Origin of the sequence: Streptomyces sp. NPDC059852, assembly GCF_042731455.1 — a bacterium.
Lineage (GTDB): Bacteria > Actinomycetota > Actinomycetes > Streptomycetales > Streptomycetaceae > Streptomyces.
Map to the genome: position 1 here is coordinate 23,025 of NZ_JBHWJK010000024.1, position 25,155 is coordinate 48,179.

Annotated in this window: 23 protein-coding genes; 10 read left to right on the top strand and 13 right to left on the bottom strand. The window is 73.0% G+C overall.

Going from position 1 to position 25,155, the window contains the following annotated elements; translation table 11 throughout:
* The first annotated feature begins 63 nt into the window (after positions 1 to 63).
* Positions 64 to 1,275, top strand: a complete 1,212-nt coding sequence (locus ACFV46_RS26380; RefSeq protein ID WP_385499973.1) for a beta-propeller fold lactonase family protein — start codon at positions 64 to 66, stop codon at positions 1,273 to 1,275.
* Here ACFV46_RS26380 and ACFV46_RS26385 read toward each other — a convergent pair.
* Positions 1,243 to 1,965 carry a DUF2470 domain-containing protein gene (locus tag ACFV46_RS26385; RefSeq protein WP_385499975.1) on the bottom strand — a complete coding sequence of 241 codons (723 nt, stop codon included), beginning with the start codon at positions 1,963 to 1,965 and terminating at the stop codon, positions 1,243 to 1,245. The two genes, ACFV46_RS26380 and ACFV46_RS26385, sit on opposite strands and share 33 nt — an antisense overlap.
* Before the next feature lie 88 nt (positions 1,966 to 2,053).
* Positions 2,054 to 2,662, bottom strand: a complete 609-nt coding sequence (locus ACFV46_RS26390) for a TetR/AcrR family transcriptional regulator (protein ID WP_385499976.1) — start codon at positions 2,660 to 2,662, stop codon at positions 2,054 to 2,056.
* A 108-nt stretch (positions 2,663 to 2,770) separates the two neighbouring features.
* On the opposite strand from ACFV46_RS26390, the gene ACFV46_RS26395 reads away from it, so the two are divergent.
* The gene (locus ACFV46_RS26395; RefSeq protein ID WP_385499979.1) at positions 2,771 to 4,282 is read left to right on the top strand and encodes a cytochrome P450; all 1,512 of its coding nucleotides are present in this window, start codon (positions 2,771 to 2,773) and stop codon (positions 4,280 to 4,282) included.
* Here the strand turns inward: ACFV46_RS26395 and ACFV46_RS26400 are convergent.
* From ACFV46_RS26400 to ACFV46_RS26440, 9 genes are all read right to left on the bottom strand, one after another.
* The gene (locus ACFV46_RS26400; RefSeq protein ID WP_385499980.1) at positions 4,244 to 5,074 is read right to left on the bottom strand and encodes a pentapeptide repeat-containing protein; all 831 of its coding nucleotides are present in this window, start codon (positions 5,072 to 5,074) and stop codon (positions 4,244 to 4,246) included. The genes ACFV46_RS26395 and ACFV46_RS26400 overlap by 39 nt on opposite strands.
* A gap of 50 nt (positions 5,075 to 5,124) precedes the next feature.
* Positions 5,125 to 5,871 carry a PIG-L deacetylase family protein gene (locus ACFV46_RS26405; protein WP_385499981.1) on the bottom strand — a complete coding sequence of 249 codons (747 nt, stop codon included), beginning with the start codon at positions 5,869 to 5,871 and terminating at the stop codon, positions 5,125 to 5,127.
* Between the two features lie 28 nt (positions 5,872 to 5,899).
* The gene (locus ACFV46_RS26410) at positions 5,900 to 7,204 is read right to left on the bottom strand and encodes an alpha/beta fold hydrolase (protein ID WP_385499982.1); all 1,305 of its coding nucleotides are present in this window, start codon (positions 7,202 to 7,204) and stop codon (positions 5,900 to 5,902) included.
* Positions 7,205 to 7,306: 102 nt separating this feature from the next.
* Complete coding sequence (locus tag ACFV46_RS26415) at positions 7,307 to 8,332, bottom strand: LacI family DNA-binding transcriptional regulator (RefSeq protein WP_361932947.1); 1,026 nt, start codon at positions 8,330 to 8,332, stop codon at positions 7,307 to 7,309.
* Positions 8,333 to 8,474: 142 nt separating this feature from the next.
* Positions 8,475 to 8,795 (bottom strand): L-rhamnose mutarotase, encoded by a 321-nt coding sequence (locus tag ACFV46_RS26420; protein ID WP_283292211.1) that lies wholly within the window; start codon positions 8,793 to 8,795, stop codon positions 8,475 to 8,477.
* Positions 8,796 to 8,825: 30 nt separating this feature from the next.
* Entirely contained in the window at positions 8,826 to 9,908 is a 1,083-nt protein-coding gene (rhaS, locus tag ACFV46_RS26425) for a rhamnose ABC transporter substrate-binding protein (protein ID WP_385499984.1), read from the bottom strand.
* Positions 9,909 to 9,945: 37 nt separating this feature from the next.
* The gene (locus ACFV46_RS26430) at positions 9,946 to 10,938 is read right to left on the bottom strand and encodes an ABC transporter permease (protein WP_361932942.1); all 993 of its coding nucleotides are present in this window, start codon (positions 10,936 to 10,938) and stop codon (positions 9,946 to 9,948) included.
* Positions 10,931 to 11,971, bottom strand: coding sequence for an ABC transporter permease (locus ACFV46_RS26435; RefSeq protein ID WP_361932940.1), 1,041 nt, complete (start codon positions 11,969 to 11,971; stop codon positions 10,931 to 10,933). The genes ACFV46_RS26430 and ACFV46_RS26435 overlap by 8 nt, the downstream gene beginning before the upstream one ends.
* Complete coding sequence (locus tag ACFV46_RS26440) at positions 11,968 to 13,485, bottom strand: sugar ABC transporter ATP-binding protein (RefSeq protein WP_385499985.1); 1,518 nt, start codon at positions 13,483 to 13,485, stop codon at positions 11,968 to 11,970. Before ACFV46_RS26440 ends, ACFV46_RS26435 begins: the two co-directional genes overlap by 4 nt.
* Before the next feature lie 282 nt (positions 13,486 to 13,767).
* Here ACFV46_RS26440 and rhaI point away from each other — a divergent pair, with 282 nt between their 5' ends.
* From rhaI to ACFV46_RS26470, 6 genes are all read left to right on the top strand, one after another.
* Positions 13,768 to 14,928 carry an L-rhamnose isomerase gene (gene rhaI, locus ACFV46_RS26445; protein WP_385499986.1) on the top strand — a complete coding sequence of 387 codons (1,161 nt, stop codon included), beginning with the start codon at positions 13,768 to 13,770 and terminating at the stop codon, positions 14,926 to 14,928.
* A 114-nt stretch (positions 14,929 to 15,042) separates the two neighbouring features.
* Positions 15,043 to 17,079, top strand: a complete 2,037-nt coding sequence (locus ACFV46_RS26450) for a bifunctional aldolase/short-chain dehydrogenase (RefSeq protein ID WP_385499988.1) — start codon at positions 15,043 to 15,045, stop codon at positions 17,077 to 17,079.
* On the top strand, positions 17,076 to 18,536 hold the full coding sequence (locus tag ACFV46_RS26455) for a rhamnulokinase family protein (RefSeq protein ID WP_385499989.1): 1,461 nt from the start codon (positions 17,076 to 17,078) through the stop codon (positions 18,534 to 18,536). Before ACFV46_RS26450 ends, ACFV46_RS26455 begins: the two co-directional genes overlap by 4 nt.
* A 71-nt stretch (positions 18,537 to 18,607) precedes the next feature.
* Positions 18,608 to 19,363 (top strand): (Fe-S)-binding protein, encoded by a 756-nt coding sequence (locus ACFV46_RS26460; RefSeq protein ID WP_385500055.1) that lies wholly within the window; start codon positions 18,608 to 18,610, stop codon positions 19,361 to 19,363.
* A complete protein-coding gene (locus tag ACFV46_RS26465) occupies positions 19,360 to 20,838 on the top strand; it encodes a LutB/LldF family L-lactate oxidation iron-sulfur protein (RefSeq protein ID WP_376727748.1) in 1,479 nt (492 codons plus the stop codon). Before ACFV46_RS26460 ends, ACFV46_RS26465 begins: the two co-directional genes overlap by 4 nt.
* The gene (locus ACFV46_RS26470) at positions 20,835 to 21,476 is read left to right on the top strand and encodes a lactate utilization protein C (RefSeq protein WP_385499990.1); all 642 of its coding nucleotides are present in this window, start codon (positions 20,835 to 20,837) and stop codon (positions 21,474 to 21,476) included. Before ACFV46_RS26465 ends, ACFV46_RS26470 begins: the two co-directional genes overlap by 4 nt.
* A 15-nt stretch (positions 21,477 to 21,491) precedes the next feature.
* On the opposite strand, the gene ACFV46_RS26475 is transcribed toward ACFV46_RS26470, so the two are convergent.
* Complete coding sequence (locus ACFV46_RS26475; RefSeq protein WP_376727749.1) at positions 21,492 to 22,061, bottom strand: TetR/AcrR family transcriptional regulator; 570 nt, start codon at positions 22,059 to 22,061, stop codon at positions 21,492 to 21,494.
* Positions 22,062 to 22,185: 124 nt separating this feature from the next.
* Between ACFV46_RS26475 and ACFV46_RS26480 the strand changes: the two genes are divergently transcribed.
* On the top strand, positions 22,186 to 23,043 hold the full coding sequence (locus tag ACFV46_RS26480) for a MoxR family ATPase (protein ID WP_361932920.1): 858 nt from the start codon (positions 22,186 to 22,188) through the stop codon (positions 23,041 to 23,043).
* Complete coding sequence (locus ACFV46_RS26485) at positions 23,040 to 24,398, top strand: VWA domain-containing protein (RefSeq protein WP_376727750.1); 1,359 nt, start codon at positions 23,040 to 23,042, stop codon at positions 24,396 to 24,398. The genes ACFV46_RS26480 and ACFV46_RS26485 overlap by 4 nt, the downstream gene beginning before the upstream one ends.
* Here ACFV46_RS26485 and ACFV46_RS26490 read toward each other — a convergent pair whose 3' ends face one another.
* Positions 24,399 to 25,100 carry an SDR family oxidoreductase gene (locus tag ACFV46_RS26490; protein WP_361932916.1) on the bottom strand — a complete coding sequence of 234 codons (702 nt, stop codon included), beginning with the start codon at positions 25,098 to 25,100 and terminating at the stop codon, positions 24,399 to 24,401.
* Positions 25,101 to 25,155 lie beyond the last annotated feature (55 nt).

A 25,155-nucleotide genomic window follows, 5' to 3' on the forward strand; every position in this document is an offset into this window, starting at 1 on the left:
CGGGCGGCGGCCGCGCGTCAAGGTGACCGGGCGACCACGACGACCGACGACCTGAGGTGGGACATGGGCACGGGTGGGCTGAGCAGGCGCCGGTTCGTCGGGGCGCTCGTGGGGACGGCCGCCGGCGCGGCCCTGCCGGCGGTCACGGGCTGCGACGGCGCGCCCGGCCCCTCGGACACGCCGGCCGCGCGGGCGTCGGCCCCGGGAACCCGTCCGAGCCCACAGGCCGAGAGCCGCGCGCCCTCGGGGCCGCGCCCGCTGTACCTCGGCACCTACACCTCCGTCGACGGCGGCGGCCGGGGCATCGGCGTCGCCACGTACGACCCGGTCACGGGCCGGGTCACGGGCGGCGGCACGATCGAGGGCGTCCCCGATCCGTCGTATCTGGCCGTCCATCCGGACGGGCGCACGCTGTACGCGGTCGACGAGCGCGACGACGGCGCGGTGACCGCCGTGCGCCTGGCCGACCGGAACGTGCTGGGGAGCCGGAGCACCGGTGGCTCGGCGCCCTGCCATCTGTCGGTGCACCCGAGCGGGCGGTGGCTGCTGAGTGCCAACTACGGCACGGGCAGCGTGGCCGTGCACCCGATCGAGGCGTCGGGGGGGCTCGGGGAGCGCAGCGACCTCGTCCAGCACTCCTCTCCGCCGCCCGGCCCGGACCAGGACGGTCCGCACGCCCACCAGATCGTCACGAGCCCGGACGGCCGCCATGTCCTCGCCGTCGACCTGGGCACCGACACCGTGTACACCTACCGACTCGACCCGGACGCCGGAAGGCTCACCGAGGTCTCCCGGGCGCGGGCCGCGTCCGGTGCGGGGCCGCGCCATCTGACGTTCCATCCGGGCGGGCGGTACGCCTATCTGGCGAACGAGGTCGACGACACCGTGGCGGTCTGCGCCTACGACCCGCCGACGGGACGGCTGACGATCGGTCCGGGGCAGGCCACGGGGTCGGGCGGGGGCACCAACTACCCGGCGCAGATCGCGGTCGCGCCGGACGGCCGGCACGCGTGGCTGGCCAACCGGGGGCACGACAGCCTCGCGCGCTACGCCGTGGAGGAGGACGGCGCCCGGCTGCGGCTGCTCGGCACGGTGCCGGCCGGCGGCGACTTCCCGCGTCAGATCACGCTGTCCCCGGACGGGACCCTGCTGTTCGCCGCGAACCAAAAGTCGGGCACCGTCGCCGTCTTCCAGGTCGACGCGGCGGACGGCGGGCTGCGCCTCGCGGACGAGCCGTTCGCGTCACCCGTCGCCGTCTGCGCGCTGCCGCTGTAGGGTCCGCGGGCAGCCGGCGGCGGCCTGCGCGAGCAGGGCGTGGACGCGTTCGGTGAGCTGGGCGAGGTCGTCGGCGGGCCGATGGAAGATCAGGCGCACGTCGCCGTGGGTACGGGCGCGTTCGATGCGCAGGGTCAGGCCATGACGGTCGACCGCGAGGGGCCTCACCCGGACGGCGGCGTGCAGGCTGCCGGGGTCGACGAGCCGGGTGAGGCGCTCCACGGCGTCGGGGTGGCAGTCCGCGAGATGGGTGAGCAGCCGGGCCTCCGCCTCGGCCAGCGGGTCGGGCTGGGCCACGGCGAACTCGGCGAGGTCGACGACCTCGGGTCCGCGGGGCCGGCGCAGCACCACCCGTACGGGCCGGAAGGCGAGTTCGTCGCCCTCGGGGGTGAACCAGCCAGAGAGCCAGAGCCGGGCGCGGATACGGGTCCGGACGGGCACGGGGGCGACGTCGGCGAACTCCAGGACGGCGGACGGTTCCCCGCGGGGCGCGCAGATCGCGGCCGTACGCAGGGCGCTGTCCTGCGGCACGGCCAGCAGCAGCCGTCCGTCACCGGCCACCCGGTGCGAGCCGACGAGCTCCTCCCGGCAGCCCTCCGTCGTCACCGCGCAGGACCACGCGGCGGCGAGCACCGAGCGGGCCCGTTGTGCCGCGGAAGGAGCGGCCGTCCAGGTCTGGCTGTCACCCATCCCCAACCTCCTCTTAGGTAAGCCTTGCCTAAGTTATCGGAGATCCGGGCGCACGTCGACCGGCCCCGCACGTACGGGCCGTCCTGGATCAGGAGGTGAGCACGCCCAGCAGCGCGCGGACACAGAGGTCCCGCACCTGGTCCCGGGTCAGGTCCTCGCGCCGCAGCCACTCCAGGCAGACGGCCGTCGTGAACGCCAGCCAGCCCCGCACGGCGAGGCGTACCTCCGGGCGCTCCCGGGTGGCCGGGCCGAACTCGGGGTCGGCGGCCAGTGCCTCCAGGATCTGCCTCTCCTGCGCGGCCAGGGCGCGCCGGTAGACCGAGCGCACGGCCTGGTCGCCCGCCGCGTCGGCACGGTGGAAGGCCCGGTAGCCGTGGGCGTGGGCCTCGACGTACCCGAGGAACGTGTCGAGGCTCGCCGCCAGTTGCTCGCGCACCGGGACGCCGGGCTCGGCCGCGGTCATCCGCAGCATGCGCTCGCTCTCCCGCTCCACGACGGCCGCGAAGAAGTCCCGCTTGGTCGGGAAGTAGTGGTAGAGCAGCCCGCGCGAGACGCCGGCGATCTCCGCCACCTGCTCGATCCACACCTCGTCGTACGGGTGCTCCGAGAACAGACGGGCGCCGACGGCGAGCAGTTGGGCCCGCCGCTCCTCGGTGCCGAGCCGGCGGCGTGGGCGATCCCCCTGGTTCCCGGCCATGCGCGCACCTTACTTGACGGCGCTTCGACGGCGGGCCCAGACTGTGGCCCGTTATTGAACCCACGTACAACGAGCCCGAACTGCCGCCCCACCGAGGGAGATCGCGTCATGGCGGAGACGACGACCGGCACCGGTCTGCCGAAGGGGTTCCGCGGTGCCGAGCAGGGCTGGCCGGAGCTGTCGCGGATACCCCACCCCCCGTACCGCGTCCCGCTGCTCGGCGATGTGGTCGGGGCCAGCCGGCACACCCCGCTGCAGGACTCCCTGCGGCTCGCGCGGCGGCTCGGGCCGATCTTCCGGCGCCGGGTGCTGAACCGGGAGTTCGTGTTCGTGGCGGGCGCCGCGCTCGCCGCCGACATGGCGGACGAGTCCCGTTTCGCCAAGCACGTCGGCCTGGGCATCGCCAATCTTCGGCCGGTCGCCGGCGACGGGCTGTTCACGGCGTACAACCACGAGCCCAACTGGCAGCTCGCGCACGACGTCCTGGCCCCCGGGTTCAGCCGGGAGGCCATGGCGGGGTACCACCCGATGATGCTCGACGTGGCCGGCCGGCTCATGGACCACTGGGACCGGGCGCGGGAGGCCGGCCGGACGGTCGACGTGCCCGGCGACATGACCAGGCTGACCCTGGAGACCATCGCCCGCACCGGGTTCGGCCATGACTTCGGCTCCTTCGAGCGGTCCCGGCCGCATCCCTTCGTGACGGCGATGGTGGGCACGCTCACCCACGCCCAGCGCCTGAACTCCGTACCGGTGCCGTGGCTGCTGCGGCGGGCCGCCCGGCGCAACGACGCCGACATCGCGTTCCTCAACCACACCGTCGACGAGCTGATCCGCGCGCGCCGGGCGGGCGGGCCCGGGGACGGGGACCTGCTGGACCGCATGCTCGCGACCGCGCACCCGGAGACGGGCGAACGGCTGTCCGCGCTCAACGTCCGCCGCCAGGTGATCACCTTCCTCGTGGCCGGTCACGAGACCACGTCGGGCGCGCTGTCCTTCGCGCTGCACTACCTCTCCCTGCACCCCGGCATCGCGGCCCGCGCCCGCGCCGAGGTGGACCGCGTCTGGGGCGCCACGGGCACACCCGGGTACGAGCAGGTGGCCCGGCTGCGTCACGTACGCCGGGTGCTGGACGAGGCGCTACGGCTGTGGCCGACGGCGCCCGCCTTCGCCCGGGAGGCCCGTGAGGACACCATGCTGGGCGGGGAGTACCCGATGCGGCGGGGCGCCTGGGCGCTGGTGCTCACGCCGACGGTGCACCGCGACCCGGAGGTCTGGGGCGCGGACGCGGAGCGCTTCGACCCGGACCGGTTCGACCCGAAGGCCGTGCGGACGCGGGCGGCGCACACCTTCAAGCCGTTCGGGACGGGCGCGCGGGCCTGCATCGGACGGCAGTTCGCGCTGCACGAGGCGACGCTCGTGCTGGGTCTGCTGCTGCGGCGGTACGACTTCCGCGCCGATCCCGCGTACCGGCTGCGGGTCACGGAACGGCTGACCCTGATGCCGGACGGACTGCGGCTGGGCCTGGAGCGGCGGACGGCCGCGCCCGCGCCCGCCGAGGGCCCCATGTCCGTCGAGGACTCAGCCCCGCGCTGTCCAGTGCGCCGGGCGGGAGACTGAGCCGGGCAGCCGGGTCCCGGCGCTCCCCCGCGCCGCGTTCACCTGCGGCTGGGTCAGGAAGAAGGCGTCCGTGAGATCGGCGTCCGTGAGGTCGGCGTCGCGCAGGTCGGCGCCGATGAGGTCGGCTCCGCGCAGATCGGCACCGGTCAGGTCGGCCGCGATCAGGTAGGCGCCGCGCAGGTCGGCACCGCGCAGGTCGGCACCCCGGAGGCGGGCGCCCATCAGGTCGGCGCCCCGGCGGTTCCTCCCCCGGCCCCGCACCCCGGCACGGGCCAGCTCGCTCGTCCGCAGCAGCAGCACGTTCACCCGCTGCCGGTGGGCGGCGACGTCGAGCGCGGCCAGTTCCTCCGGGGTCCCGAGGGTGAGGGCCTCGGTCGCGTCCAGGAGTGCGCGCAGGTCGGCGCGGAGCGGGCGGGCGGCGGGCAGGGACAGGGCCTCGGTGAGGTACCAGAGCAGTTCGTGCAGCTGGCGGACGACGGGGAACACGTCGGACATCCGCCGGGCGCGGTCGGCAGGCCCGGTGCGCCAGTCCTCCCCGCCGAAGGTGACCCGCGAGACCTTCTGCCCGGCGCCGAAGCAGTCGTAGACCGTGCACCCGGTGAAGCCCGTCTCCCGCAGCCGGGCGTGGATGCCGCAGCGGTGGTCGTCGAGGAGGTTGCGGCAGGGCGTCCCGGCGGCCTTGTCCATCGCGAAGTCCGCGGAGGCGGAGAAGGGCAGCGCGACACAGCACAGCCCGAAACAGTTCGCGCAGTCGCCACGCAGCTCGGCGAGGGCACCGGGGTGATCGTGCATGCCTCTCATCCTAGGCGCCGCGAACCGGCGCTCATGCGGCGGCGGACGCCTCAGCCGCGTGGGAAGAGTTCGAAGGCCACCGCCGGGCGGCCGCCGAACCGTTCGCCCGTGGCGGTGGCGTTCGCGCTGAGGAAGCGGCGGGCGTAGGTCTCCGGGTCCTCGTCGGTCAGCACCTCGATGTAGGTGCGGTGTTCGAGCAGGGAGCGCACCGCGCGGTCGAGGCCGGCGGAGGCGTCCACCGCGTGCGTGGGCGAGCTGGAGCCCGCGACCGCGACCCAGCGGACGCCGTCCCAGGGGGCGAGCCCCTGCTCGGTGAGCTCGGGGAAGATCCAGCGGTTGCCGGCGTCGCCCGCCGCGTCCAACGTGGCCCGCCCGACCGCCACATGGTCCGGGGTGTTCCAGGCGACGCCGCCCCAGGTGTCCCGGTGGTTGAGGGTGATCACCAGCTCGGGTCGGTGGCGGCGGATCGCGGCGGCGATGTCGCGGCGCAGCGCGGTCCCGTACTCGATCACCCCGTCCGCGTGGTCCAGGAACTCGACCTCCGTGACACCGACGACCGCGGCACTGGCCCGCTGCTCGCGCTCGCGCAGCGGGCCGCACCTCTCCGGCTCCAGGGTGTCGATGCCGGCCTCGCCCCGGGTCGCGAGAACGTAGGCGACCTCGCGGCCCGCGTCGGTCCAGGCGGCGATGGCGGCGGAGCAGCCGTACTCCAGGTCGTCCGGGTGGGCGACGACGGCGAGGGCCCGCCGCCAGTCCTCGGGCATCGGCTGCAGCTGAGGAGGCGTCGGCTCGGTCATGTCCGCACCCTAACCGGTGGGCGGCGCGTCACGCCTCGTCACGGGTGAGGGCGAGCAGCCGGTCCAGCACCCGCGGGCCGCCGGCGCGGAGGCCGTCGTGCTCGAACTCGTCGGTGACCCAGGTGCGCAGTCCCCGGATCGCGCGGGCGGTGGCCAGGGAGTGGGCGGTGTCGACGTACATGTCGTCGTGGTAGACGGCCGCCGCGACCGGCACCTCGTTGACGGCGAGGCGCGCCGGGTCGTAGAGGGGGGTCCAGTCGGTGCGGGCGGCGAGGATCTCGGCGGTCTCGCGCAGCGGGCGCAGCGCCGGGTCGCAGTCGAACATCCAGGGGTGGATCGATTCGCCGGTGAAGAGCAGCGGCCCGTCCCCGGCGAGCGTCTTCGCCGCGTCGAACTGCGGGAACTCGGCGCGCACCCGCTCGGCGGCCCAGGCGGTGGGCCGGGCGTCCTGGCCGTAGATCGCCTCGTGGACGAGCGCGTACAGCGGATGCCCGGCGTACGACAGCAGGCCCTGGACCTCCTCCTGGAACGCGTCGGACAGGGCGGTGCCGTTCGGGGTGCGGACGAAGGCGTCCTCCAGCAGGTAGTGCAGCCGGTGGCTGCCCTCGCTGCCGCCGAGGAGGATGCCGAGCGACTGGAAGGCCTCGGCGGTCAGCCGGTAGCCGTTGGGCAGGACGACGTCGTGGGCGAGGAGGTGGTCGGCGATCCGGCGGGCCCGCTCGACGTCCTGCGGGTAGCGGGCGTAGTGCGCGGCGACCTTGCGCTCGATGCGCGGGTAGGCGGCCCGGTAGACGTCGTCGGCGTGCGCGTCCAGGGACGGCAGCCCGCCGGTGATGACGGCGGCGGTCAGCCCCTCGGGAGCGGTGGACAGATAGTTGACCGTGCAGAAGCCGCCGAAGCTCTGGCCGAGGACGGTCCAGGGGGCGCCGCCGGTGACCTCCCGGCGGATCAGCTCGCAGTCGCGGACGATCGCGTCGGAGCGGAAGTGCGTGAGGTGGTCGGCCTGTTCGGCGGGGCCGCCGCGCAGCGGGAGGGTCTGGCGGTTGGCGGGCGTGGAGAGCCCGGTGCCACGCTGGTCGAGCAGCAGGACCCGGAACTCCTTGAGCGCGCGGCCGAGCCAGGCGCCGCCCTTCCCGACGAAACGGTTCGCCCCGAAGCCGGGGCCGCCCTGGAGGTAGACCAGCCACGGCAGGTCCTGGTGTGCCTTGTCCCCGGCGACGACCTCCCGGGCGAAGAGCTCGATCGTCTCGCCCGTCGGGCGGGCGTGGTCGAGCGGCACGGTGAAGCGGCGGTCGGTGAGGACGACGCCGGGCTGGCGGTAGCTGACGGACAACGGTGCTCCCGGGACGGAGGTTTTTTCGGGCCGCGTCCCAGTTCAGCACATGTTCCTTCGCCGGGTGACCCCTGGGATCATGAGATCGTACTGAACGGCGGATCAGCGGGCGGCGAGCGAGGACCGCCGCACGACCAGTTCCGGCTGCAGGACGACCCTGCGGTGCTCGTGCGTCCGGGCGCCCGTCCGCGCCTCGGTCTCCTCCAGCAGCATCTCCGCGGCGAGCGTCCCCATGGTGACGGCGGGCTGCCGTACGGAGGTCAGCGGGACGGCCGCCGCGGCGGCGAACTCGATGTCGTCGTAGCCGACGATGGCCAGGTCGTCGGGGACGCCGACGCCCGCCGCGTACATGGCCTGGAGGACGCCGAGGGCGAGCAGGTCGTTGGCGCAGAAGACGGCGGTCGGCCGGTCCGCGAGGCCGAGCAGACGCGCCCCGGCGTCCCGGCCGGCGGCCACGTCGAGCCGTTCGGTGGGCAGCTCGCGCAGGTTCTCGGGGCCGAGGCCCGCCTCCTCCAGGGCGTTCAGGGCGCCGGTGCGGCGGTCGCGGACCTGGTGGAGGCCGGGCGGGCCGCTGACGTAGGCGAGGGAGCGGTGTCCGGCGTCCACGAGATGCCGTACGGCGAGCGCGCCGCCCGCGACGTCGTCCACGGAGACCGAGCACTCCGTGGTGCCCTCGGCGACCCGGTCGACCAGGACGAACGGGATGTCGTGCCGCCGGAACGCCTCGATGTTGCGGCCGGTGGCGTCGGCCGGGGTGAGCAGCACGCCCCGCACCCGCTGCTCGGCGAACAGCGACAGGTAGTCGGCCTCCTCGCTCGCGCTCTGCGCGCTGTTGCACACCATCACGCCGAGCCCGGCGTCGCGGGCCGTCCGCTCGGCGCCACGGGCCACGTCGACGAAGAAGGGGTTGCCCATGTCGAGGACGAGCAGGCCCATGATCCGGCTGCGGCCCGCGCGCAGTTGCCGGGCGGACTCGCTGCGGACGTAGCCGAGGCGGTCGATCGCGGACTGCACCCGCGCCCGGGTCTCGGTCGCTACCGTCTCCGGACGGTTGATCACGTTGGAGACCGTGCCGACGGAGACTCCGGCGGCGCGGGCGACGTCCTTGATACCCACCGACTGGGCCATCGGGCAGGGACCTCCAGAGAAGACGGAACACGACAGGAGCGGCGGGAAGGGCTTCACATTACCGTCATGCCGCCCATGACGACGGTGGTCGGGCCGGGGCCGGCGGCCCGTCCGCCGTGCCGGGAACGAAGGCCTCTCCGGCTCAGGCCAGATGGAAGACCTCGGTGAGCGGCTTCATGGCCTCGTCGGGTCCGGCGCCGTCCAGCGACTCGAAGAACGGCGCCATCTCCGCCTGCCAGCGGGCGTTGACCTCGGTGGCCGCCATACCGGCCCGGGCGGCGGCGAAGTCCTCGGTCTCCAGGTAGCCGACCAGCAGGCCGTCCTCCCGCAGGAAGAGCGAGTAGTTGTGCCAGCCGGTGGCCGAGAGCGCGGCGCGCATCTCCGGCCACACCGCGGCGTGCCGCTCGCGGTACGCGTCGAGACGGTCCGCCCTGACCTTCAGCAGGAAGCACACGCGCTGCATCAACGCCCCTCCCCCCTCTGGAAGTCGAATCTAGAAGTCGAACCGGTCGATGTTCTTCGCGTCGAAGACCGTCGGCTTGCCGAGGCTGATCACGCCGTCCTTGCCGATCGTGTACTCGCCCATGCCGCCGGCGGTGAAGGTCTCGCCCTCCTTGCCGGTGATCTGCCCGGAGGCCAGGGCGACGGCGGTCCGCGCGGCCAGCTCGCCGAGCTTCGCCGGGTCCCAGAGCTCGAACGCCTCGACGGTGCCGTTCTTCACGTACTTGCGCATGTCGTTGGGGGTGCCGAGGCCCGTCAACGTGACCTTCCCCTTGTACTTGGAGCCCGACAGGTACTGGGCGGCGGCCTTGATGCCGACGGTGGTCGGGGAGATGATCCCCTTCAGGTTCGGGTACTCCTGGAGCAGGCCCTGGGTCTGCTGGAAGGACTTCTGGGCGTCGTCGTCACCGTAGGCGACCTTGACCAGCTTGACGTCCTTGTACTTGGGGTCCTTCAGCTCCTCCTTCATGAAGTCGATCCAGACGTTCTGGTTGGTCGCGGTCTGCGCGGCGGACAGGATCGCGATCTCGCCCTTGTAGCCGATCTGTTCGGCGAGGAGCCGCACCTCGGTGCGGCCCAGGTCCTCGGCGGACGCCTGCGAGACGAAGGCGTTGCGGCAGTCGGGCTTGGTGTCGGAGTCGTAGGTGACGACCTTGATGCCGTTCTTCATGGCCTGCTTGAGCGCGGTGCACAGCGCGCCGGGGTCCTGCGCGGAGACCGCCATCGCGTCGACCTGCTGCTGGGTGAGGGTGTTGACGTACGACACCTGCCCGGCCGTGTCGGTCGCGCTGCTCGGCCCGATCTCCTTGTAGCCGGAGCCCAGTTCCTTCAGGGCCGCCTCGCCGCCCTTGTCGGCGGAGGTGAAATACGGGTTGTTCACCTGCTTGGGCAGGAAGCCGACGGTCAGGCCCTTCTTCAGTTCGGCGTTCGGGTCGGCCTTGCCGGCGGTGGCGGCGGAGCCGCCCTCGTTCTCGACGTCCTCCTTGGTGGTGCCGCCGCAGGCGGTGGCCGCGAGGGCGAGGGAGGTGACGGCGGCGAGGGCGGCGCAGGCACGGCTCAGGGATGACTTGCGCATGGCGGTGGGTCCTTTGCGGGGAGGGAGGGGCTGGACGTTACGAGGTCGGAGTCGAGGCGGCTCTGCGGCCCGCCCTCGCCACGGAGACCTGGCGCGCGACCCGGGGGCCGAGCACGGACAGCACGAGCAGGACGCCGGTGACGACGATCTGCGACTGGGCGGAGACGTCCTTGAGGCTCATCACGTTCTGCAGGGCACCGAGGAGGAACACCCCGGCGACGGCACCGCCCAGCGTGCCCTTGCCCCCGTCGAAGTCGATCCCGCCGAGCAGGACGGCGGCGACGACCGACAGTTCGAGCCCGGTGGCGTTGTCGTAGCGGGCGGACGCGTAGTGCAGCGCCCAGAAGATCCCGGTGAGCGAGGCCATCAGGCCCGTCACCGTGAACAGGACCAGCTTCTGCCGCTTCACCCGGATCCCGGCGAACCGGGCGGCCTCCTCGCTCGCGCCGATCGCGAACAGCGCGCGCCCGAACGGTGTGGCGTGCAGGGCGACGACGGCGATCGCGAGCAGCAGGAGGAAGGGCAGGAAGGCGTACGGAAGGAAGGTGTCGCCGATTCGCCCGGCGGCGAAGTCCAGGTACCGCGCCGGGAAGTCGGTCACCGCGTCCGACCCGAGCACGATCTGCGCGATTCCGCGGTACGCGGCGAGGGTGCCGATCGTGACGGCGAGGGACGGCAGGCCCAGCCGGGTCACGAGCAGGCCGTTGACCAGGCCGCACACCACGCCGAGCAGCAGGCAGACCGGGATGATCGTCTCGATCGCCATGCCCTGGTTCCACAGGGCGCCCATCACGGCCCCGGACAGGCCGGCGGTCGAGGCGACCGACAGGTCGATCTCCCCGGAGACGACGAGCAGGGTCATCGGCAGCGCGATGAGGGCGATGGGGAGCGTGTTGCCGATCAGGAACGACAGGTTGAGCGCGTTGCCGAAGCCGTCGACGGTGCCGAAGGACAGCAGGAGCACGACGACGAGGAGGGCGCCGACGACCGTGTCCCAGCGAACGGCGCGCGCGAGGGGGGAGTCAGCCATGGCGGGCGTTCCTCTTCTTCAGGGCGGTGGCCACGCGCAGCGCGACGATCCGGTCGACGGCGATGGCGAGGAGGAGCAGGATGCCGTTGATGGCGAGCACCCAGACGGAGCTGACGCCGAGGGCGGGCAGCACGCTGTTGATCGAGGTGAGCAGCAGCGCGCCGAGGGCGGCGCCGTAGACACTGCCGGAGCCGCCGGTGAAGACGACACCGCCGACCACGACCGCGCTGACGACGGTGAGTTCGTAGCCGCTGCCCGTGCCGGAGTCGACATTGCCGAAGCGGGCCAGGTACAGGGCGCCCGCGAGTCCGGCGAGCGCGCCGCAGAAGGTGTAGGCGGCGAGGATCCGCCGGCGCACGGGGATGCCGGCGAGGCGTGCGGCCTCGGGGTTGGAGCCGAGGGCGTACAGCTCCCGTCCGCTGCCGTAGTGCTTGAGGTGGTACGCGGTCGCCACCAGGACGGCGAGGGCGATCAGCGCGAGCCAGGGCACCGCCCACACCCCGCCGGAGCCGAAGTCGACGAAGCCGTCGGGGAGGGTGGAGGCGACGATCTGGCGGGAGCCCACCCAGATGGAGTCGAGGCCGCGGATGATGTAGAGGGTGCCGAGGGTGACGACGAGCGCGGGGACCTGGCCGAGGCTGACGAGCAGGCCGTTCAGCAGGCCGAAGCCGACGCCCATGAGCACGGCGAGCAGTACGGCGACGACCGGGCTTCCGCCGTTCTGGAGGTGGAGGCCGGCGGCGAAGGCGCTGATGCCGAGGGTGGAGCCGACGGACAGGTCGACGTTCCGGGTGATCACCACCAGGGACTGCCCGGTGGCGACCAGGACCAGGATGGTGGCGTTCAGCAGCAGGTCCTTGATGCCCTGCTCGGTGAGGAACTCGCTGTTGCCCAGCTGGGTGACGGCGATCATCACCAGGAGGACGGCCAGGATGGCGAGTTCGCGCATCTTGAAGACCCGGTCGACCAGGCGGGTGCCGCTGGACGTGGGCACGTCGGTCACGGGGGCCTTGTCGGGGGTGGTCACCGTCATGCGGCGGCCCTCCCGGTGGCTGCGGCCATCACGGTTTCCTCGGTGGCTTCGGAGCGCGGGAGCTCGGCGGTGAGCCGTCCCTCGTGCATGACGAGCACGCGGTCGGCCATGCCGAGGATCTCGGGCAGGTCGGAGGAGATCATCAGGATGGCGACACCGTCGGCGGCGAGTTCGCCGAGCAGCCGGTGCACCTCGGCCTTGGTGCCGACGTCGATGCCCCGGGTGGGTTCGTCGACGATCAGCACCTGGGGGCCGGTGGCCAGCCACTTGGCGAGGACGACCTTCTGCTGGTTGCCGCCGGACAGGGTGGACACGGCGTCGGCGATCCGGGCGTACTTGACCTGGAGCTTGACGGCCCAGTCCAGGGAACGGCTGCGTTCGGCGCCGCGGTCCATCAGGCCGGCCCGCACGGTCGAACGCAGCCCGGTGAGGCCGATGTTGCGCTCGATGGACAGGTCCATCACCAGGCCCTGGGCGCGCCGGTCCTCGGGGACGAGGGCGAGCCCGCCGGCCATGGCGGTGGAGGGGGCGCCGTTGGTGAGGGGCCGGCCGGCGACGTGGACCTCGCCGGCGTCCCAGCGGTCGATGCCGAACACGGCCCGGGCGACCTCGGTGCGCCCGGCGCCGACGAGTCCCGCGAGGCCTACGATCTCGCCGCGCCGCACGTCGAAGGAGACGTCGGTGAAGACGCCCTCGCGGGTCAGCCGCCGTACGCTGAGGGCGACTTCGCCCGGTGTGACGTCCTGCTTCGGGTAGAGCGCGTCGAGGTCCCGGCCGACCATACGGCGCACCAGGTCGTCCTCGGTCATGCCGTCCACCGGCTCGCTCGCGACGAAGGCGCCGTCGCGCAGGGTGGTGACCCGGTGGCAGATCTGGAAGATCTCCTCCAGCCGGTGGGAGATGAACAGGACGGCGGCGCCCTGGTCGCGCAGGGTGCGCACGACGCCGAAGAGGCGGGCGACCTCGCTGCCGGTGAGGGCGGCGGTCGGCTCGTCCATGATCAGGACGCGGGCGTCGAAGGAGAGCGCCTTGGCGATCTCGACGATCTGCTGGTCGGCGATGGACAGGCCGCGCGCGGGGCGGTCGGGGTCGAGCGTGACACCCAGGCGTGCCATCAGGGCCAGCGTGGCGTCGTGCGTGGCCCGGTGGTCGATCCGGCCGAGGGAGCGCCGCGGCCGGCGGCCCATGAAGATGTTCTCGGCGATCGACAGGTCGGGAAAGAGGGTCGGTTCCTGGTAGATCACGGCGATGCCGGCGTCGCGCGCGCCGCCCGGCCCGTGGAAGAGGACGGGCGAGCCGTCGAGCAGCACCTGGCCGCTGTCGGGCCGGTGCACACCGGCGAGCGTCTTGATCAGGGTCGACTTGCCGGCGCCGTTCTCGCCTGCGAGGGCGTGCACCTCCCCGGGGAACAGCTCCAGGGAGACGTCCCGCAGGGCGCGGACCGCGCCGAAGGACTTGGAGACGTCCCTGAGCGCCAGAACCGGGGCCGGACCCGTGGTGGACGGGTGGGTCATTGGGGGCTCCTCGACGACACCGGCGGGACGGCCCTCCCGGCATCGTGAAAGGTTTCAACTCGGTTGCCGGGACGTTAGGCACGGACCCCATGTCACGTCAATGGGTGCGGGGCGAAATGTTGCGGCACCGGTTGATCGCTGCCACGTCACGGGAAAGTGGCGGCGACACGGGGGTTGACACCCCTCCGGGAGGCTCATACGTTCCCGTTCTGAATCGTTTCACAGCGAAGCGTTCAGACCGCTCCCCCACCGATCCAGGTCCCGACGTCACAGGAGCCCTCAGTGACCGAGCTCGCCGCGGTGAAGGCCGCACTCAAGTCCCAGGCCGTCGAGACGCCGTCGTGGGCGTACGGGAACTCGGGGACGCGTTTCAAGGTCTTCGCCCAGCAGGGCGTGCCGCGGTCGCCGCGGGAGAAGCTGGACGACGCCGCCAAGGTGCACGAGTTCACCGGGGTGGCGCCCACCGTCGCCCTGCACATCCCGTGGGACCGGGTCGACGACTACGCCGCGCTGGCCCGGTACGCCGAGGACCGCGGGCTGCGGCTGGGCGCGATCAACTCCAACACCTTCCAGGACGACGCCTACCGGCTGGGCAGCGTCTGCCACCCCGACGCGGGCGTGCGCCGCAAGGCCGTGGACCATCTGCTGGAGTGCGTCGACATCATGGACGCCACCGGGTCCCGGGACCTGAAGCTGTGGTTCGCCGACGGGACCAACTACCCCGGCCAGGACGACATCCGCGCCCGCCAGGACCGGCTGGCCGAGGCGCTGGCCGAGGTGTACGGGCGGCTCGCCGACGGGCAGCGGATGCTGCTGGAGTACAAGTTCTTCGAGCCGGCCTTCTACACGACCGACGTCCCGGACTGGGGCACCGCGTACGCCCACTGCCTGAAGCTGGGCCCGAAGGCGCAGGTCGTGGTCGACACCGGGCACCACGCGCCGGGCACCAACATCGAGTTCATCGTCGCGACGCTGCTGCGCGAGGGCAGGCTCGGCGGGTTCGACTTCAACTCCCGCTTCTACGCCGACGACGACCTGATGGTGGGCGCCGCCGACCCCTTCCAGCTGTTCCGGATCATGTACGAGGTGGTGCGCGGCGACGGGTTCGGCTCCGGCGTCGCCTTCATGCTCGACCAGTGCCACAACATCGAGGCGAAGATCCCGGCGATCATCCGGTCGGTGATGAACGTGCAGGAGGCCACCGCGAAGGCGCTGCTCGTGGACCGCGCCGCGCTGGCCGACGCGCAGGCCGCCGGGGACGTGCTCGGGGCGAACGCCGTGCTGATGGACGCGTACGACACCGATGTGCGGCCGTTGCTGCGCGAGGTGCGCGAGGAGATGGGGCTGGACCCGGAGCCCCTCGCCGCGTACGCCCGTTCGGGGTGGGCGGAGAGGATCGTGGCCGAGCGGGTCGGCGGGGAGCAGGCGGGGTGGGGGGCATAGGCGTCCGCCGTCTTCTCGTCCGTCGCCAACCGCGGGTTCATGGGGGCTTGCCGCACAGTTCCCCGCGCCCTTGAGGCGCGTTCCGCTCACCCTCTTCCTCAAGGACTGGTTGTCATGGTTCACCGTGAAGTCGCTGCTCTGCTTGCTCGGTCTCGTCGGCTGGGGGCCGATCCCCGGAACACCAACTACGCCGGGGGGAACGCCTCCGCCAAGGGCCGTGCGGTCGATCCCGTCACCGGCGGAGACGTCGAGCTGATGTGGGTCAAGGGGTCCGGGGGCGACCTCGGGACGCTGACCGAGGACGGGCTGGCCGTGCTGCGGCTGGACCGGCTGCGGGCGCTGAAGGGCGTCTATCCCGGCGTGGAGTGCGAGGACGAGATGGTCGCCGCGTTCGACTACTGCCTGCACGGCAAGGGCGGTGCCGCGCCCTCCATCGACACCGCCATGCACGGGCTGGTCGACGCCGCGCACGTGGACCATCTCCACCCGGACTCGGGGATCGCCCTCGCGTGCGCGGCCGACGGGGAGAAGCTGACGGCGGAGTGCTTCGGCGACAGCGTGGTGTGGGTACCGTGGCGGCGGCCCGGGTTCCAGCTCGGCCTGGACATCGCCGCCGTGAAGGAGGCCCACCCGCGCGCGATCGGCTGTGTGCTCGGCGGGCACGGCATCACCGCGTGGGGCGACACCTCCGAGGAGTGCGAGCGCAACGCGCTGCACATCATCCGCACCGCCGAGGCGTTTCTCGCCGAGCGGGGGAAGCCCGAGCCCTTCGGGCCGGTCCTCTCCGGGTTCGAGCCGCTGCCGCAGGCCGAGCGGCGGGAGCGGGCGGCGGCGCTGGCGCCGTACGTGCGGGCCGTCGCCTCGCGGGACAGGCCGCAGGTCGGGCACTTCGACGACTCGCCGGCGGTGCTCGACTTCCTGGCGCGGGCCGGGCACCCGCGGCTCGCCGCGCTGGGCACCTCCTGCCCCGACCACTTCCTGCGCACCAAGGTGCGGCCGCTCGTCCTGGACCTGCCGCCCACCGTGCCGCTGGAGGAGGCCCTGGCCCGGCTCACGGAGCTGCACACCGCGTACCGCGAGGAGTACGCCGCCTACTACCGGCGGCACGCCCTGCCGGACTCCCCCGCCATGCGCGGGGCGGACCCGGCGATCGTGCTGGTGCCGGGGGTCGGCATGTTCAGCTTCGGCAAGGACAAGCAGACCGCCCGCGTGGCGGGCGAGTTCTACGTCAACGCCGTCAACGTGATGCGCGGCGCCGAGGCCGTCTCCTCCTACGCGCCGATCGAGGAGGCGGAGAAGTTCCGCATCGAGTACTGGGAGCTGGAGGAGGCCAAGCTGCGGCGGATGCCGCCGCCGAAGGCGCTGGCGACCCGGGTGGCGCTGGTGACCGGTGGCGGCAGCGGGATCGGCAAGGCCATCGCGCACCGGCTGGCCGCCGAGGGCGCGTGCGTGGTCGTCGCGGACCTGGACGGCGAGAGCGCCGCCGCCGTCGCCGAGGAGCTGGGCGGCCCCGACCGGGCCGTCGCCGTGACCGTGGACGTCACCGACGAGGAGCAGATCGCCGCCGCCTTCCGGTCGGCCGTCCTCGCGTTCGGCGGCGTCGACCTCGTCGTCAACAACGCGGGCATCTCCATCTCCAAGCCGCTGCTGGAGACCTCGGCGCGGGACTGGGACCTCCAGCACGCCATCATGGCGCGCGGTTCCTTCCTGGTGTCCCGGGAGGCGGCCCGGGTGATGACGGCGCAGGGGCTGGGCGGTGACATCGTGTACATCGCTTCCAAGAACGGCGTGTTCGCGGGCCCGAACAACATCGCGTACGGCGCCACCAAGGCCGATCAGGCCCATCAGGTGCGGCTGCTCGCCGCCGAGCTCGGTGAGCACGGCATCCGCGTCAACGGGGTCAACCCGGACGGTGTGGTGCGCGGTTCGGGGATCTTCGCGGGCGGCTGGGGCGCCCAGCGGGCCGCGGTGTACGGGGTGGAGGAGGCGAAGCTGGGCGAGTTCTACGCCCAGCGGACCCTGCTCAAGCGGGAGGTGCTGCCCGAGCACGTCGCCAACGCGGTGTTCGCGCTGACCGGCGGCGAGCTGACCCACACCACCGGTCTGCACATCCCGGTGGACGCCGGGGTCGCGGCGGCGTTCCTGCGATGAGCGCGGAGACGAGCGCGGACGCGCGGGCGTACGCGGCGGTCGACCTCGGCGCGTCCAGCGGGCGCGTCATGGTCGGCCGGGTCGGCCCCGGCACCCTGGAGCTGACCGAGGCACACCGCTTCCCCAACCGGCCCGTACGGGTGCCGGAGGGGCTGCGCTGGGACGTCCTCGGGCTGTACGCCGGGGTGCTGGACGGGCTGCGGGCGGCCGGGCAGGTCGACTCCGTCGGCATCGACGGCTGGGCCGTGGACTACGGGCTGCTGGACGCGGACGGGGCGCTGCTGGGCAACCCGGTGCACTACCGTGACGACCGGACGGACGGGGTCGCCCGGACGGTGTGGGAGACCGTGCCGGCCGCCGAGCTGTACGCGGCGACGGGGCTGCAGTACGCGCCGTTCAACACCCTGTACCAGCTGGCCGCCGCCCGGAACTCCCCCCAGCTGACGCAGGCGAGAAGGCTGTTGCTCATTCCGGACCTGATGTCCTACTGGCTGACCGGCGAGCAGGGCACCGAGCTGACCAACGCCTCCACCACCCAGCTGATCGACCCGCGCACCCGCGACTGGGCGTACGGCGTCGCCGCCCGGCTGGGTGTCGACCTGACCCTCTTTCCGCCGCTGCGCGCCCCGGGCGACCCGGCGGGGCTGCTGCGCGAGGGGGTGCTGGAGGAGACCGGGCTCACCGGGCCGGTGCCGGTGACCGCGGTCGGCTCGCACGACACGGCGTCCGCGGTGGCCGCCGTACCGGCCGAGGGCGAGCGGTTCGCGTACATCTGCACGGGCACCTGGTCCCTGGCCGGTCTGGAACTGCGGGCGCCGGTCCTGACGGAGGAGAGCCGGGCCGCCAACTTCACCAACGAACTGGGCCTGGACGGCACGGTCCGATATCTCCGGAACATCATGGGGCTCTGGCTGCTCCAGGAGTGCCTGCGCGCCTGGGGCGACCCGGAGTTGGACGGACTGCTGCGCGAGGCGGCCGAAACGCCCGCGCTGCGGTCGGTCGTGGACGCGGGGGACGCGGCGTTCCTGGCGCCGGGCCGGATGCCGGAGCGGATCGCCGCGGCCTGCCGGGCGTCGGGGCAGCCGGTGCCCACGTCACCCGCCGAGATCACACGGTGCATCCTCGACTCCCTCGCCCTGGCGCACCGGCGGGCCGTCCTGGACGCCCAGCGGCTGACCGGTCACCCGGTCGACGTCGTGCACGTCGTCGGGGGCGGGGCGCGCAACGCGCTGCTGTGCCGGCTGACGGCCGACGCGTGCGGGCTGCCCGTGGTGGCCGGCCCGGCCGAGGCGGCCGCCCTGGGCAACGTCCTCGTCCAGGCACGGGCCCATGGGCTGGTGGGCGGTCTGTCCGACGGGCGGCGCCTGCTGCGCCGTACCCAGCCGCTCGCCCGGTACGAGCCCGGCGGGGACCCGGCGCGCTGGGCGGCGGCGGAGGCCCGGCTCGCCAGGGCGTGAGCGGGTCTCCCCGCGAGCGTGCCGCCGCACTACCCTGCACTCGTCCGATGACCGACCCCGAGGGAGCCGCGATGCATGTCGCCCTGTTCCTGACCTGCGTCAACGACACGCTCTATCCGGACACCGGGCGTGCCGTGGTGAAACTGCTGACCAGACTGGGTGTCGAGGTCGACTTCCCGATGGCGCAGACCTGTTGCGGGCAGGCGCACTACAACACCGGCTACCGGCATGAGGCCGAGCCGCTGGCCCGGCATTTCTCCGATGTCTTCGGGGAGTACGACGCGATCGTCACCCCGTCGGGGTCGTGCGCGGCCATGGTGCGGGAGCTGTATCCGCGGATGGGCGAGCGGGCGCGGGCCGAGGGACGCGGGGACTCGCTCGCGGCCACGCTGGCACCGGTGGTGCCCAGGACGTACGAACTGACGGAGTTCCTGGTGGACGTGCTGGAGGTGACGGACGTCGGGGCGTACTACCCGCACCGGGTGACGTATCACCCGACCTGTCACGGGCTGCGGTCACTGGGGCTCGGCGAGCGCCCGCTGCGGCTGCTGCGGGCCGTCGAGGGCCTGGAGCTGGCCGAACTGCCGGGCGCCGACGAGTGCTGCGGCTTCGGCGGCACGTTCGCGCTGAAGAACGCGGACGTCTCGGCGGCGATGGGCGCGGACAAGGTGCGCAACGCCGCGTCGACGGGTGCCGAGGTGCTGTGCGCGGCCGACAACTCCTGTCTGATGCACATCGGCGGCACGATGGCCCGGCTGCGCACGGGGATGCGGCCGGTGCACCTCGCGGAGATCCTGGCGAGCACGAAGGAGGACCCGGCCGTATGAGTGGCACGTTCGTCGGGATGCCGGCGTTCCCCGAGGCCGCCCGGGAGGCGGTGCACGACGCGACGCTGCGGGGCAATCTGCGCCATGCCACGCACACCATCCGCGCCAAGCGCGCCAAGGCGGTCGCCGAGGTGCCGGACTGGGCGGCGCTGCGGGAGGCGGGCAAGCGGATCAAGGACCACACGCTGCGTCATCTCGACCGCTATCTCGAGCAGTTGGAGGCGTCGGTCACGGCGGCCGGCGGCACCGTGCACTGGGCGGCGGACGCCGAGGAGGCCAACCGGATCGTGGCGGATCTGGTCAAGGCGACCGGCGAGTCGGAGGTCGTGAAGGTCAAGTCGATGGCCACGCAGGAGATCGGCCTGAACGAGGCGCTGGAGGCGGAGGGCATCCGCGCCTACGAGACCGATCTCGCCGAGCTGATCGTGCAGTTGGGCCGGGACCGGCCCTCACACATCCTCGTCCCGGCGATCCACCGCAACCGGGGCGAGATCCGGGACATCTTCCGCCGCGAGATGGGCGCGTGGGGCCGTCCCGCCCCGGACGGGCTGACGGACACGCCCGCGGAGCTGGCCGAGGCGGCCCGGCTGCATCTGCGGGAGAAGTTCCTGCGCGCGAAGGTGGGGATCTCCGGCGCCAACTTCATGGTGGCCGAGACCGGCACCCTGGTCGTCGTGGAGTCCGAGGGCAACGGGCGGATGTGCCTGACGCTGCCCGAGACGCTGATCTCGGTGGTCGGCATCGAGAAGATCGTGCCCACCTGGCGGGACCTGGAGGTGTTCCTGCAGACGCTCCCCCGCTCCTCCACCGCCGAACGCATGAACCCGTACACCTCGATGTGGACCGGGACGACCGACGGGGACGGGCCGCGCGCCTTCCATCTGGTGCTGCTCGACAACGGACGCACCGACACGCTCGCCGACGAGGTGGGGCGGCAGGCGCTGCGCTGCATCCGCTGCTCGGCCTGCCTCAACGTGTGCCCGGTGTACGAGCGGGCGGGCGGGCATGCCTACGGCTCGGTGTATCCGGGTCCGATCGGCGCCATCCTCAGCCCGCAGCTGCGGGGCACCGGGAGTGAGATCGACGCGTCGCTGCCGTACGCCTCGTCGCTGTGCGGCGCCTGCTACGAGGTGTGCCCGGTCGCCATCGACATCCCGGAGGTGCTGGTGCATCTGCGGGAGCGGGTCGTCGAGGGCGGCCAGGTGACCTCGCGGGGCGACAAGGTGGTCCTGAAGCCCGCGAAGGGGCACGCGGCCGAGCGCGCGGCGATGCGGGCGGCCCGCTGGGCGTTCAGCCGTCCGGGCGCCCTGCGCACCGGCCAGCGGATCGCCTCGCGCACCCGGCGGCTGCATCCGCGGACGCTGCCAGGTCCGGGCCGGGCGTGGAGCGGGACGCGGGATCTGCCGGCGGTGCCCGCGGAGCCGTTCCGGGACTGGTGGCGGCGGACGAACGGCGGAAAGGACGGGGCGAAGTGAGCTCCAGGGAGCGGATCTTGGGCCGGGTGCGGCGGGCGCTGGCCGACGTGCCGAAGGACGACACCCCGTACGAGCGGGCGGTCGTCCGTGACTATCTGCGCGAGCACGGTGACCGCACCGTCGAGCGGACGGTGGACCTCCTCGCGGAGAACCTGGCCGACTACCGGGCGGTGGTGCACCGCACGGACTTCGAAGAGCTGCCGTACCTCGTCATGCGGCTGCTCGCCGAGCGCGGCTCACCGTACGTGCTCGTACCGCCCGGCCTTCCGCCGGAATGGATGTCGGCCGCCGATCCCACGCGTATCCACGACCGGGCCGTGAGCACCCCGCAGGAACTCGACCGGGTGGGGAGCGTGGTCACCGGCTGCGCGGTCGCCGTCGCGGAGACGGGCACGATCGTCCTGGACGGCTCCCCCGACCAGGGCCGGCGCCGGATCACCCTCGTCCCGGACCACCACATCTGTGTGGTCCGGGTCCCGGAGCAGGTCGTGTCGTCCGTCCCCCAGGCGCTCGAACGCCTGGACCCGGCCCGCCCGCTCACCTGGATCTCCGGGCCGTCGGCGACCAGCGACATCGAACTCGACCGGGTGGAGGGGGTGCACGGTCCACGCACCCTGGAGGTGGTCCTGCTGAGCTGACGGGCCGCCGGTCCGTCAGGCCAGACCGGACGCGTCGAGGAGCAGGGTCACCGTGTCCGTGGTCAGCCCGTCCAGGGTCTCGACGCGGGCCCCCGCCCGCGCGTTGGCGCCGTCGAAGACCAGCATGAGCTGACGGGACAGCAGGTCCGGGTCACGGGCGCCGCCCTGTTCGGCCAGGCCACGGAAGTAGTCCCGCATCCCGTCCTTGACGCCCCGGGCGACCACGCTGGCGGGGTGCTCGGGATCCTTCAGCTCGACCAGCGCGGCCAGATAGGGGCAGCCCTGGAAGGTGGGCTCGGCCGCGCTCTTCTCCAGGCACGCGAACACGTGCAGGATGCGCTCGCGGGGGGTGCCGGGCTCCTGTTCGGGGAGGATCAGCCGGGCCTCGTACGCCGGGAGCCGGCGCTCCAGGCTGGCCGCCAGGACCTCGTCCTTGGACGCGAAGAGCTGGTACATGGACCGCTTCGAGACGCCGGCGGTACGGCACAGCGCCTCGACGCCGATGGAGACGCCGTCGCGGTAGAACAGCTCGGACGCCGCGTCGAGGAGCCGGTCCCGGGTGGACGCCTTGTCTGATGTGGCCATACCCGTGAGGGTACCGCGCGCGGGGTCGCGAGGAAACCGATCGGTGTACCGTCTTCCGGTGCCGGGAAGGCCCGTGGCATCATCCACTGAACAAGCGCTTGGACAGCTCCCCTCGGAGGCCCCGTTGTTCACTTCCGTCGACGACGTCTCCGCGCGTCTGGCCGCGACCGGCTACCTCGCCTCGCCGGCCGTCGCCACGACCGTCTTCCTCGCCGACCGGCTCGGCAAGCCCCTGCTGGTGGAGGGCCCGGCCGGAGTGGGCAAGACCGAACTCGCCAAGGCCGTCGCCGAGGTGGCGGACGCCCGGCTGGTACGGCTCCAGTGCTACGAGGGGGTCGACGAGTCCCGGGCGCTGTACGAGTGGAACCACGCCAAGCAGCTGCTGCGCATCAGCGCGGGCCGCGACGAGACGTGGGACGAGACGCGCACGGACATCTTCAGCGAGGAGTTCCTGCTCACCCGGCCGCTGCTGACGGCCATCCGGGGCGAGGAACCGAAGGTGCTGCTGATCGACGAGACCGACAAGGCCGACGTCGAGGTGGAGGGCCTGCTGCTGGAGGTGCTCAGCGACTTCCAGGTGACCGTCCCGGAGCTCGGCACCATCACCGCGACCCGCCGGCCCTTCGTGGTCCTCACCTCCAACGCCAGCCGGGAGCTGTCCGAGGCGCTGCGCCGCCGCTGCCTGTTCCTGCACATCGGCTTCCCGGACGAGGAGCTGGAGCGCCGCATCGTCCGCCTGAAGGTGCCGGGGCTCGACGAGGCGCTGGCCCGCTCGGTCGTCCGGGTCGTGGGCGCGCTGCGGGCCATGGACCTGCGCAAGGTGCCGTCGGTCGCCGAGACCATCGACTGGGCGCGCACGCTGCTCGCCCTCGGCGCGGGCACGCTGGACGAGGCGGTCGTGGGGTCCACCCTCGGAGTGCTGCTCAAGCACCAGGACGACGTGCTCAAGGCGACCGCCAAGCTCGACCTGGACGCCCTGTGACCACGCCCTCGGGGGTGGCCGAGCGGCTGACGTCCCTGGTGGGGGCGTTGCGGGCGCACGGCGTGCGGATCGGCACGGGCGAGAGCGTGGACGCGGCCCGGGCCGTGGAGGCGCTCGGTCTCGCGGACCGGGAGCTGCTGCGGGAGGGCCTGGCCGCGACCCTGCTGCACGGCACCGGGCAGCGGCAGGTGTTCGACCCGGTCTTCGACCTGTACTTCCCGCGCGGGGTCGGCGGCCCGGAGCAGCCGGCGGCGGGCCGCGAGGATCTGCGGGAGCGGCTGGCGGCCGCCCTCGCCGCCGACGACCGGGCGCTGATGCTGCGGCTCGCCGCCGAGGCGGTCGAGGGGTTCGGCGGCTACGGCTCGGCGCCGGAGTCGGACGGCTGGTCGTCGTACCAGACGCTGGAGCGGGTGCGCCCGCAGACGCTGATGGCGCGGGTCCGGGACGACGTGCGGGCGCGGGGCGGCGCTTCGGGGTTCACCGACCGGCTCCTCGAGGACGAGATCCGGCGCCGGATCGACGCCTTCCGGGCGATGGTGGCCGCCGAGGCGCGGCGCCGGGTGGCCGAGCGGCGCGGCCGGGACGAGATCGCGCGGCGGGCGGTGCGGCCGACCGCGGACCGCGTCGACTTCCTGTTCGCCGGCCGGGATCAGCTGGCGGAGCTGCGGCGGACGGTGCAGCCGCTCGCCCGCAAGCTCGCGACGCGGCTGGCCGCCCGGCGGCGGCGGGCCTCCCGGGGCAGCATCGATCTGCGCAGGACCCTGCGCGGTTCGCTGTCGACGGGCGGGGTGCCGATGCGGCCGGTGCTGCGCCGCCGCCGGCCCGCCCGGCCCGAACTGGTGCTGCTGTGCGACGTGTCGGGCTCGGTGTCGGGGTTCTCCGACTTCACGATGCTGCTCGTGCAGGCGCTGCACGAGCAGTTCTCCAAGGTGCGGGTGTTCGCCTTCGTCAACCGGGTCGACGAGGTGACCGGGCTCCTGGAGCACGGGGCCGCCGACCCGGAGGGGCTGGCCGCGCGCATCCAGGGCGAGGCCGGGATCACCGGCTACCACGGCAGCAGCGACTACGGCATGGCGCTGGGCGAGTTCGCCGAGCGGTACGAGGAGGCGGTCGGCCCGCGGACCACCGTGTTCGTCCTCGGTGACGCCCGGACGAACATGAGCGACCCGAACCTGCCGGCCGTCCGCCGGATCGCGCGCCGGGCGCGCCGCGTGTACTGGCTGAACCCCGAGCAGCACTCCCGCTGGGGCACCGGCGACTCCGCCGCCCCGGCCTACGCCGAGCTGGTGGAGATGCACGAGTGCCGGACCGCCCGGCAGCTCAGCGCCCTGGTGGGGCGCCTGCTGCCGGTGTGATCAGGCGGCGAACCGTCCGTAGAGGACGGCCGGGTCGGCGGCGAGTCCGGCCTTGACCTGCCGGGAGACGTCGTCGGCGAGCACCTCGAAGGCGTTGCCCTCGATCCCGTCGAGCGCCTGCGCGGCGACGCTGTCGGCGGTGACCTTCGGCGCGTCGATGTGGGCGGTCAGATCGGTGTCGACGTATCCGACGTGCAGGCCGGTGACCTCGATGCCGCGCGGGCGCAGGTCGAGCCGCAGCGAGTTGGTCAGCGACCACAGGGCGGCCTTGGAGGCGCTGTAGGAGTTGGCGAGACCGATCCAGGACAGCACGGAGTGGACGTTCAGGATGTGGCCGCCGCCGTTGCGCTCGAGGACGGGCACGAAGGCGCGGGTGACCAGGAGCGGCCCGTAGAAGTTGGTCTCGAACTCGCGCCGCACGTCGTCGACGGGCGCGTCGAGGAAGTTCGCGTTCACGGACGCGCCCGCGTTGTTGATCAGCAGGGTGACGTCCTGGGCCTGCTCGGCCGCTGCGGCGACCGAGGCGGGGTCGGTGACCTCCAGGGCCAGCGGCACGGCGTCGGGGTGCGTGACGGTGCGCGGGTCGCGGGCGGTGGCGTACACCTTCTTCGCTCCGCGCTCGTACAGAGCGTCGACCAGGGCCCGGCCGATGCCGCGGCTGCCTCCGGTGACCAGGGCGACGGATCCTTCGATGGCGGTCATGGCTCTCTCCTCGGAACGGGGGTGCGTGTCGTGCCGACGCGCGAGGAAACCGATC